The sequence below is a fragment of the Staphylococcus sp. HMSC62A08 genome, from assembly GCF_001839105.1.
In the GTDB taxonomy this organism is placed as follows: domain Bacteria; phylum Bacillota; class Bacilli; order Staphylococcales; family Staphylococcaceae; genus Staphylococcus; species Staphylococcus caprae.
In genome coordinates, this window is sequence record NZ_KV840026.1 from 151,731 (window position 1) to 162,029 (window position 10,299).

At 35.8% G+C, this 10,299-nt stretch carries 7 protein-coding genes, 1 other RNA gene and 1 pseudogene; all 9 read left to right on the forward strand.

Annotated features, from left to right (window positions below):
- Nucleotides 1-10 precede the first annotated feature (10 nt).
- Nucleotides 11-1,474, forward strand: coding sequence for a glutamate synthase subunit beta (locus HMPREF3264_RS00730; RefSeq protein ID WP_070871596.1), 1,464 nt, complete (start codon nucleotides 11-13; stop codon nucleotides 1,472-1,474).
- A gap of 333 nt (nucleotides 1,475-1,807) precedes the next feature.
- Entirely contained in the window at nucleotides 1,808-3,259 is a 1,452-nt protein-coding gene (gene treP, locus HMPREF3264_RS00740; RefSeq protein ID WP_070871597.1) for a PTS system trehalose-specific EIIBC component, read from the forward strand.
- 32 nt (nucleotides 3,260-3,291) lie between these two features.
- The gene (gene treC, locus HMPREF3264_RS00745; RefSeq protein ID WP_070871598.1) at nucleotides 3,292-4,926 is read left to right on the forward strand and encodes an alpha,alpha-phosphotrehalase; all 1,635 of its coding nucleotides are present in this window, start codon (nucleotides 3,292-3,294) and stop codon (nucleotides 4,924-4,926) included.
- Between the two features lie 22 nt (nucleotides 4,927-4,948).
- Nucleotides 4,949-5,668, forward strand: coding sequence for a trehalose operon repressor (treR, locus tag HMPREF3264_RS00750; RefSeq protein WP_070871599.1), 720 nt, complete (start codon nucleotides 4,949-4,951; stop codon nucleotides 5,666-5,668).
- 121 nt (nucleotides 5,669-5,789) lie between these two features.
- Nucleotides 5,790-6,059, forward strand: an RNA gene (gene ffs / locus HMPREF3264_RS00755) — signal recognition particle sRNA large type.
- A 200-nt stretch (nucleotides 6,060-6,259) separates the two neighbouring features.
- Nucleotides 6,260-6,790 (forward strand): GNAT family N-acetyltransferase, encoded by a 531-nt coding sequence (locus tag HMPREF3264_RS00760; RefSeq protein ID WP_070871600.1) that lies wholly within the window; start codon nucleotides 6,260-6,262, stop codon nucleotides 6,788-6,790.
- Nucleotides 6,791-6,860: 70 nt separating this feature from the next.
- Nucleotides 6,861-8,566 (forward strand): annotated as a pseudogene (dnaX, locus tag HMPREF3264_RS00765) (DNA polymerase III subunit gamma/tau).
- Nucleotides 8,567-8,653: 87 nt separating this feature from the next.
- Complete coding sequence (locus HMPREF3264_RS00770) at nucleotides 8,654-8,971, forward strand: YbaB/EbfC family nucleoid-associated protein (protein ID WP_070871601.1); 318 nt, start codon at nucleotides 8,654-8,656, stop codon at nucleotides 8,969-8,971.
- Between the two features lie 6 nt (nucleotides 8,972-8,977).
- On the forward strand, nucleotides 8,978-9,574 hold the full coding sequence (gene recR, locus HMPREF3264_RS00775; protein WP_070871602.1) for a recombination mediator RecR: 597 nt from the start codon (nucleotides 8,978-8,980) through the stop codon (nucleotides 9,572-9,574).
- Nucleotides 9,575-10,299: the final 725 nt, after the last annotated feature.

A 10,299-nucleotide genomic window follows, 5' to 3' on the forward strand; every position in this document is an offset into this window, starting at 1 on the left:
AAGATAAATCATGGGCGAATTTAAAGGATTTATGAAATATAACAAACAGTCTTTGTCAGAATTGTCTTTAGTAGACCGTCTTTCTAACCATGATGCGTTTCAACAGCGTTTTTCTAAGGATGATGCCTCCATTCAAGGTGCACGTTGCATGGATTGTGGTACACCATTTTGTCAAACCGGTCTATCTTATGGAAGAGAAACAATCGGTTGTCCTATCGGTAACTATATCCCGGAATGGAATGATTTAGTATATCATCAAGACTTTAAGTCGGCTTATGAAAGGTTAAGTGAGACAAATAATTTTCCTGAATTTACTGGACGTGTGTGTCCTGCACCTTGTGAAAATTCATGTGTAATGAAAATTAATAGAGAATCTGTTGCGATTAAAGGTATTGAGCGAACGATTATAGATGAAGCGTATGACAATGGCTGGGTTCAACCGAAGTATCCCGAAGGTAGCAAAGATCAAAAAGTTGCGATTGTTGGAAGTGGACCAGCTGGTTTAACAGCCGCTGAAGAGCTTAATATTAAAGGTTATCAAGTCACCGTTTTCGAAAAGGCGAATGAGCCAGGTGGACTACTTATGTACGGTATTCCTAATATGAAATTAGATAAAGATGTTGTACGCCGTCGTATAGCATTGATGGAAGAAGCGGGCATTGTTTTTAAAACAGGCGTTGAAATTGGTGTGGATATGGATAGAGAAACACTTGAAGAAATGTTCGATGCTATTATTCTGTGCACAGGTTCTCAAAATGCGAGAGACTTACCTTTAGAAGGACGTATGGGCTTTGGCATTCATTTTGCAATGGATTACCTTACTGAACAAACGCAGTATCTTAATGGTGAAATTGATGAAGTCACTATCACGGCTAAAGATAAAAATGTGATTATTATAGGTGCTGGTGATACTGGTGCAGACTGTGTTGCTACAGCTTTACGTGAAAATTGTAAATCTATTGTTCAATTTAATAAGTATACTAAACAACCCGAAGAAATTACGTTTGAAAGTAATACGTCATGGCCTTTAGCAATGCCAGTTTTTAAAATGGACTATGCGCATAAAGAATGTGAAGCGAAATTTGGTCAAGAGCCTAGAGCATATGGTGTGCAAACGATGCGTTATGATGTAGATAACATTGGAAATGTTCGAGGATTATATACTCAAATATTACAAGAAACACCAGAAGGTATGGTAATGGCTGATGGCCCTGAGAGATTTTGGCCAGCTGATTTGGTCCTCTTATCCATTGGGTTCGTAGGGACTGAAACAACTATACCTCATGCGTTTGGTATTAAAACTGAACGTAATAAGATTGTCGCAAACGATACAGATTTCCAAACGAATCACCCTAAATTTTTTGCGGCTGGAGATGCACGTCGTGGTCAAAGTTTAGTAGTATGGGCAATCAAAGAAGGACGTGCTGTTGCTCAATCTGTAGATCAATATTTAAGTAAAAAGGTTCTAGTGTAGACACAAAATAATTTTATTGACTTTTAATAAGCGCTATTATATGATTGTTATTGTGTTCATTTGAGGAATACCCAAGTCCGGCTGAAGGGATCGGTCTTGAAAACCGACAGGGCCTTAACGGGCCGCGGGGGTTCGAATCCCTCTTCCTCCGCCATTAGAATTAAAATCCAAGACTAATAGATACAAAAGGCAAGTACTTATCTTAATGAGTATTTGCCTTTTTTATTTTTGTCAAATATACCATCGACGATATTTTGAAAATGGCATGTAAGCCTTTACATAACTTGTATAGACAAGTTATACTCTCTATAAGAAATTAAGGGAGTGAAGCCCATGGCTGTAAAAAGAAACGATGTAAAAGCCATTGTTGAAGCAATTGGAGGAAAGCACAATATAGACAAAGCAACACATTGTGTGACACGTTTACGACTCGTGCTAAATGATGACAGTAAAGTTGATAAAGACGCATTAAGTGAAAATCCTTTAGTTAAGGGACAATTCAAAGCAGACCACCAATATCAAATTGTCATTGGTCCTGGTACAGTAGATGAAGTATACAAACAATTTGTTGAAGAAACAGGTGTAGAAGCGTCTTCTAAAGATGACGCTAAAAATGCGGCAGCACAAAAAGGTAATCCGCTGCAACGTTTAATTAAATTGTTGGGAGACATTTTTATTCCAATACTACCGGCTATTGTTACAGCTGGTTTGCTTATGGGAATTAATAATATTCTCACCATGAAGGGGCTATTTGGTGCTAAACCATTAATTGAAATGTATCCTCAAATCGCTGATATTTCGAATATCATTAATGTAATCGCTAATACGGCCTTTATTTTCCTACCGGCCTTAATTGGTTGGAGTAGTATGAGAGTATTTGGCGGTAGTCCGATTCTAGGATTAGTGCTTGGTTTAATCTTAATGAATCCGCAACTTGTGTCTCAGTACGATATTGGGAAAACTAAAATACCGACTTGGGATATTTTCGGATTGCATATCAAACAGCTTAATTATCAAGGTCAAGTGTTACCAGTACTTATCGCGACATATGTCTTAGCTAAGATTGAAAAGGCTTTAAACAAAGTTGTACATGATTCGATTAAAATGCTAGTTGTTGGGCCAGTTGCCTTACTTGTTACTGGATTCTTAGCGTTTATCGTTATTGGTCCCGTCGCATTAATCATTGGTACTGGAATTACGAATACAGTTACATTTGTGTTTGAGCATGCTGGTTGGCTTGGAGGAGCAATTTATGGCTTAGTTTATGCGCCTCTTGTCATTACAGGATTACACCATATGTTCTTAGCTGTGGATTTTCAATTGATGGGCAGTAAACTAGGTGGTACTTATTTATGGCCAATCGTAGCGATTTCTAATATTTGTCAAGGTTCTGCAGCGTTTGGGGCATGGTATGTCTATAAACGCCGTAAGATGGCTAAAGAACAAGGTTTAGCTTTAACGTCAGGTGTTTCGGGTATGCTAGGTGTGACTGAACCAGCTATGTTTGGAGTCAATTTACCATTGAAATATCCATTTATTGCAGCCATTTCAACTTCATGCGTGTTAGGTGCCGTGATTGGTGCGAATCAGGTTCTAGGAAAAGTAGGCGTCGGTGGTGTACCAGCTATCATTTCAATACAAAAAGAATATTGGCTAGTCTATGGTGTTGTCACACTTGCAGCGGTCATTATTCCATTTTTTGTAACCATTTTCCTATCAAAATGGAGTAAACAAGAAGCTAAAGAAATAGTAGATGAACCAGAAGCAGAAAAAGAAAGTGAGTAATCTTTAAAAAATAGATATGAGGTGGGAAAAATATGGCGCAAAATGATTGGAGAAAATCAGTTGTCTATCAAATTTATCCTAAATCATTCAATGATACGACTGGTAATGGTGAAGGAGATTTAAATGGCATCATTGAGAAGCTAGACTATTTAAAATATTTGGGTGTGGATTATTTATGGCTTACACCAATCTATGAATCTCCGATGAACGACAACGGATATGATATTAGTAATTATTTTAAAATTAATGAACAGTTTGGAACAATTGAAGACTTTAAGCGACTAGTTGCTGAAGCGCACCAACGAGATTTAAAAATTATGTTAGACATTGTAATTAATCATACATCAACACATCATGAATGGTTTAAGGAAGCTATACGTTCAAAAGATAGTCCGTATAGAGATTATTATTTCTTTAGAGGATCAAACGATGGCCCACCGACGAATTGGGAGTCTAAATTTGGTGGAAATGCATGGCAATATGATGATAAAACTGATGAATATTACCTTCATTTATTTGATGTTTCTCAAGCTGATTTAAATTGGGACAACCCTGAAGTAAGACGAGAATTATATAAAATTGTTAATTACTGGATTGATTTCGGTGTAGATGGTTTTAGATTTGACGTTATTAATCTTATATCGAAAGGTGCGTTTAAAGATTCACCTAAAATCGGAAAAGAGTTTTATACAGATGGTCCACGTGTTCACGACTATTTAAATGAGTTAAACCGTCATACATTTGGAGGTAAAGATTTGATGACTGTAGGAGAGATGTCTTCTACGACAATCGATCATTGCATTAAGTATACTAAACCTGAAAGACAAGAATTAAGCAGCGTTTTTAATTTTCATCATTTAAAGGTGGACTATGAAAATGGAGACAAATGGACTTATGCTGACTACGATTTTCACCAGTTAAAAAATATTTTGATGGAATGGCAATTAGGTATTCATCAAGGTGGAGGTTGGAATGCAATATTTTGGTGTAACCATGATCAACCTAGAGTAGTATCCAGATTTGGTGATGATTCTAATGAGGAATTACGTCAAGTTAGTGCGAAAACTTTGGCAATTGCATTGCATATGCTTCAAGGGACACCTTACATTTATCAAGGTGAAGAGATAGGAATGACGAACCCTCATTTTTCAATGATGAATCAATATCGAGATGTTGAGTCTTTAAATGCCTTTCAAGAATTGAAGCGCAAGGGCTATTCGGAAGATTATATCTTGAAAATTCTCGATCAAAAATCGAGAGATAATTCACGCACACCTATGCAATGGACGAATGGAGAGGCTTCCGGTTTTACAAGTGGGCAACCATGGATTGATATTGCTCCGAATTATAAAGAGGTGAATGTTGAACAAGCAATTGAAGATGATCATTCAGTATTTCACATGTATCGTCGCTTGATTGATTTGCGTCATAACCACGACATTCTCACTTATGGAGATATTACTCCTTTATATATGACACATGATCAACTTTTTATTTACCGTCGTAATTATCAATCTAAATCGTGGCTTGTAATTGCAAACTTTTCAAAAGAAGCGGTGATGATTCCAAGAGATTTAGATACTGAAGGAGATATCATTATTCAAAATGGTACAATAACGAATGACGAAATATCAGGTTTCGGGGCGATTGTCATCGAAACACATTAATGATAGTGAATGAGGCATGTTCATGAAGCGAAATAAGTTCCTAATGATTTATGAAGATTTAAAAAATAATATTTTATCGCAAGATTTAAATTATGGTGATCAATTACCTTCCGAACATGATTTAGTTGCCACTTATAATGCTTCTCGTGAGACCGTCAGAAAAGCATTAAATTTGCTTGAACGAGATGGAATGATCCAAAAAATGCGTGGTAAAGGTTCGATCGTTATTTTTCAAGAAATCACCGAATTTCCATTTACTGACTTGATCAGTTTTAAAGAAATAAAAGAGCGATTAGGCCTTAATTATCAGACAGAAGTCATCGTGAATGAAGTGGTAGAAGCACGTGAATACCCTAATGTTCAAAGAGAATTGAAGATTGCTGAAAGAGAAGAATTGATTCATATTCAAAGAACGCGTCGCATAAATAATCAAGTGAAGATTTTTGACGAAGACTTTTTCTTAAAAAATGTAGTTGATGATATTTCTGATGATATAGCCAAAGATTCAATATATGCGTACTTAGAAAAAGATTTAAATTTGAATATTAGTTATTCAAGTAAATCGATTACATTTGAACCTTTTTCTTCTATAGAATATGAAATATTTGGAAACCAACATATGCCATTTACAGCTACTGTAAGAAGTCAGGTTTATCTTAATGACACGACATGTTTCCAGTACAATATTTCGAAGCATATTGCGACTGATTTTAAGTTTAAAGAGTTTTCTAGAAGACGGTAAAAAGTGACGTGATGACTGGATCATTAATGCAATTTTAAATGTATGTAAAAGCGTATTGTGAGATGAAGATGAAATTTTTACGCTTGCAAATCGATGCGAAATTATAGTATTATAAATCTTACCGTGCTAGGTGGGGAGGTAGCGGTTCCCTGTACTCGAAATCCGCTTTATGCGAGACTTAATTCCTTTGTTGAGGGCGCATTTTTGTGAAGTCTGCCCGAAGCACGTAGTGTTTGAAGATTTCGGTCCTATGCAATATGAACCCATGAATCATGTCAGGTCCTGACGGAAGCAGCATTAAGTGGATCCTCATATGTGCTGTAGGGTAGCCGAGATTTAGCTGTCGACTTCGGTTACGTTTATGATATGCGTTCGATACAAAGGTGCATGGTTTTTATTTTGAGATTAAAGCAAATAAGATATAGATGAAAGAGTGGCTTATCATATGATGAAGTCGCTCTTTTTTATTAAATGGATTAATTTCACATAATTTGTTAAGGTTATACCGAAATAAACTAAATGACGATGAAAAATATTGAGTGATAAATGTTAAAAATAAATTGATGAATTCATATAAATCTTGGAGGAGACATGCAAATTTTTTTAAGTACGTTAACAGAAGTTGACTATGATAAATCCCTTGATAGTATTGAAAGAAATTATGATCAAGATCCTGAAACCAGTTGGAAAGAGCGCGCACGTGTTAAGAATCTTAGAAAGTCTGAGAATTACAATTATGAGTTGGAAGTCATTGCTAAAAATGAGTCAAATGAGATTGTAGGACATGTGTTATTAGCAGAAATCACGCTGATCTCACAAAATGATAAACAAACCGCTCTTGCAATTGGTGCATTATCGGTCAATTCAGAGGTACGTGAACAAGGTTTAGGTAAAGCGCTGATTCAAGCGGTGGAGGAACGTGCTAAAGCGCAAGGCTATGAGGCGATTTTTGTTTTATGTGATACGGATTATTTTGAAAATCTAGATTATAAAGATGCTCAACAATTCGATATTGGCATAGATGAAGAACAGAAAGAACACGATTTGTATGTTAAATTCCTAAATTCAAATGGAGAACGTTTTTCTGGTATGACAGTAGAACTTCCTGAAGTGTTGAAATAATTTATTTTCATTGAAAAGAAAAGTGACGAGCATGATATAATGGTGAGTAATTGTTAATGGAGGTGCTACAGTGGATTACCAAGCTTTGTATCGAATGTATAGACCGCAAAGTTTTGATGATGTCGTTGGACAAACACATGTCACTAAAACGTTACGTAATGCGATATCCAAAGGGAAACAATCCCATGCGTACATTTTCAGTGGACCCAGAGGAACTGGGAAAACGAGTATCGCAAAGGTGTTTGCAAAGGCAATTAATTGTCTTAACAGTGATGATGGAGAACCTTGTAATGAATGTGAGATTTGTAGAGGAATTACTCAAGGTACCAATTCTGACGTCATTGAAATAGATGCTGCGAGTAATAATGGTGTAGATGAGATTAGAAATATTAGAGATAAAGTCAAATATGCACCAAGTGAGTCTAAATATAAAGTGTATATTATTGATGAGGTTCACATGTTAACGACTGGGGCGTTTAATGCGTTACTTAAAACGCTTGAAGAACCTCCGGCACATGCAATTTTTATTCTTGCAACGACTGAACCACATAAAATTCCTCCTACGATTATTTCAAGAGCACAACGTTTTGATTTTAAAGCAATTAGCATGGATCAAATTGTAGACCGTTTGAAATTCGTAGCAGACTCTCAATCGTTGAACTATGATGAGGCAGCGTTAGAATTTATTGCAAAGGCTTCAGAAGGTGGCATGCGTGATGCACTGAGTATCATGGACCAAGCGATTGCCTTTGGAGAGGAAAAGTTAACATTGCAAGATGCATTAAATGTGACAGGCAGTGTTGATGAAGCGGCGTTAAACGAACTATTTAAAGATGTGGTCAATGGAGATGTAAAAGCAGCTCTCGGTAGATATCATCACTTTATATCTGAAGGTAAAGAAGTGAATCGTCTCATCAACGACATGATTTATTTTGTTAGAGATACGATTATGAATAAAACATCGAATGAAACGATTGAATTTGATGCCCTCATCGATTTCGAACTGGATATGCTTTATCGCATGATTGATATTATTAATGACACCTTAGTTTCTATAAGATTTAGTGTGAATCAGAATGTTCACTTTGAGGTATTATTAGTCAAACTTGCTGAAATGATTAAAGCACAACCACAAACTGTTCAGAATGTAGCAACGACGACTGTAGCGACAGAACCTGATAATGATGTATTGCTTCAGCGTATGGAACAGCTTGAAAATGAATTAAAAACACTGAAAGCACAAGGCGTTCCAAACGGAGGTCAAACACAACAACCTAAGAAACCTACGCGTACTGTTCAACGCTCTAAAAATGCATTTTCAATGCAACAAATAGCAAAAGTACTAGACAAAGCGAATAAAGAAGATATCAAATTGTTGAAAGATCACTGGCAAGAAGTGATTGACCATGCGAAAAGCAATGATAAAAAATCATTAGTGAGTCTGTTGCAAAACTCAGAACCTGTCGCAGCTAGCGAAGACCACGTGTTAGTTAAATTTGAAGAAGAAATTCATTGTGAAATCGTTAATAAAGATGATGAAAAACGTAATAATATAGAGAGTGTTGTATGTAATATAGTAGATAAATCTGTTAAAGTCGTAGGTGTTCCCTCAGATCAATGGCTCAGAGTAAGAGCAGAATATTTACAAAATCGTAATTCAAACGGTGATAATAGTAGTGAATCTGGAGAAGAACACCAACCAAAACAAGTTAATGTAGCACAAAAGCTAAAGATTTATTTGGTGAGGAAACAGTACATATGATAGACGAAGACTGATACATGACAAGCAATATATTCGTATGTATAATGTAATAAAAGCGATTTATTAATGAGACTGTTTAATTTCAAGGAGGAAATGATATTATGCGCGGTGGCGGAAATATGCAACAAATGATGAAACAAATGCAAAAAATGCAAAAGAAAATGGCTCAGGAACAAGAAAAATTAAAAGAAGAACGTGTTGCCGGAACAGTAGGCGGTGGCATGGTTACTGTAACAGTGACTGGTCATAAAGAAGTGGTAGATGTAGAAATTAAAGAAGAAGCAGTAGATCCAGATGACGTAGAAATGCTTCAAGATTTAGTATTAGCTGCTACAAACGAAGCGATGAACAAAGCTGATGAGTTAACTCAAGAACGTTTAGGTAAACATACTCAAGGCTTAAACATCCCTGGAATGTGATAAATAATGCATTATCCAGAACCTATTTCTAAACTTATAGACAGTTTTATGAAACTGCCAGGCATTGAAAATAAAAAAAAAAAAAAACTGGCTTTTCATACTTTAGATATGAAAGAAGACGATGTTGTTCAGTTTGCTAAATCGTTAGTAGACGTAAAGCGAGAACTTACGTATTGTAGCGTTTGTGGTCATATCACTGAAAATGACCCTTGCTACATTTGTGAAGATAAACAACGCGATCGATCAGTGATTTGTGTAGTTGAAGATGATAAAGACGTTATTGCAATGGAAAAAATGCGCGAGTACAAAGGTCTATATCATGTGTTACATGGTTCGATATCGCCAATGGATGGCATTGGACCTGAAGATATTAATATTCCAGCGTTAGTTGAGCGCCTGAAAAGTGATGAAGTTAAAGAATTGATCTTAGCAATGAATCCGAATTTAGAAGGCGAGTCAACTGCTATGTATATTTCAAGGTTAGTGAAACCAATTGGAATCAAAGTTACACGCTTAGCACAAGGTTTATCCGTAGGTGGAGATTTAGAGTATGCAGATGAAGTGACATTATCTAAAGCCATTGCTGGAAGAACTGAAATGTAGATTGAATTTGAAAGGGAGTGGGACAGAAATATAATTTAGCAAAATTATTTTCGTTGTCCCACTCCCAACTTGCATTGTTTGTAGAATTTCTTTTTAAGAAATTCTCTATGTTGGGGCCCCGCCGGCAAGGATGGCTAGGATTGAAAGAAGCTTAATATAAGCGCACTTTTAATTCAGACATCTACTGCCAATATGTTAAGGAAAGCTGAGACGATTAATTATGTCCCAGCTTCTTTTTTATTTGAGGAAAGGAATTTGAGTAGGGAATAGGATATTTGATAGAAAAAGTGTGAGGATGTAAGTATGGAAAGTCATCGAACGCTGTTGCAGAGTACAAAAAGTTTGGTATTGAGGTTAGATTCTAAATAAATTGAAAAACTTTTTAAAAAAAGTTAAAGTTTGTGAAATGAAGAGGCTAGTGCATCTATGAATTGTGGCAAAGCAAATTTTAAAGGGGAAAGGCGATTATTAAATCTTTATTTTGTATTTTAAGTTCGGATATTGGAGTTTGGATGTTTCAGAATTGTTAAGCTAGTGTAAATTTTACCGTTGTTAAAAAGCTCTAAAGCCTGTATAGTATTTATTTGTTGAGCGAAACAAATCAACTGAAATCTTAAACAGACATTAAAATTAATTATAAAAAGTTGTTGACTTCAACTTTGCAAAAGAGTATAATTAATTTTTGTCGGTAAGAAAAATGAACATTGAAAACTGAATGACAATAT

Coding starts and splice junctions, on each gene's coding strand:
- HMPREF3264_RS00730 (WP_070871596.1), top strand. CDS start 11: ATGGGCGAATTTAAAGGATTTATGAAATATAACAAACAGTCTTTGTCA.
- treP (WP_070871597.1), top strand. CDS start 1,808: ATGGCTGTAAAAAGAAACGATGTAAAAGCCATTGTTGAAGCAATTGGA.
- treC (WP_070871598.1), top strand. CDS start 3,292: ATGGCGCAAAATGATTGGAGAAAATCAGTTGTCTATCAAATTTATCCT.
- treR (WP_070871599.1), top strand. CDS start 4,949: ATGAAGCGAAATAAGTTCCTAATGATTTATGAAGATTTAAAAAATAAT.
- HMPREF3264_RS00760 (WP_070871600.1), top strand. CDS start 6,260: ATGCAAATTTTTTTAAGTACGTTAACAGAAGTTGACTATGATAAATCC.
- HMPREF3264_RS00770 (WP_070871601.1), top strand. CDS start 8,654: ATGCGCGGTGGCGGAAATATGCAACAAATGATGAAACAAATGCAAAAA.
- recR (WP_070871602.1), top strand. CDS start 8,978: ATGCATTATCCAGAACCTATTTCTAAACTTATAGACAGTTTTATGAAA.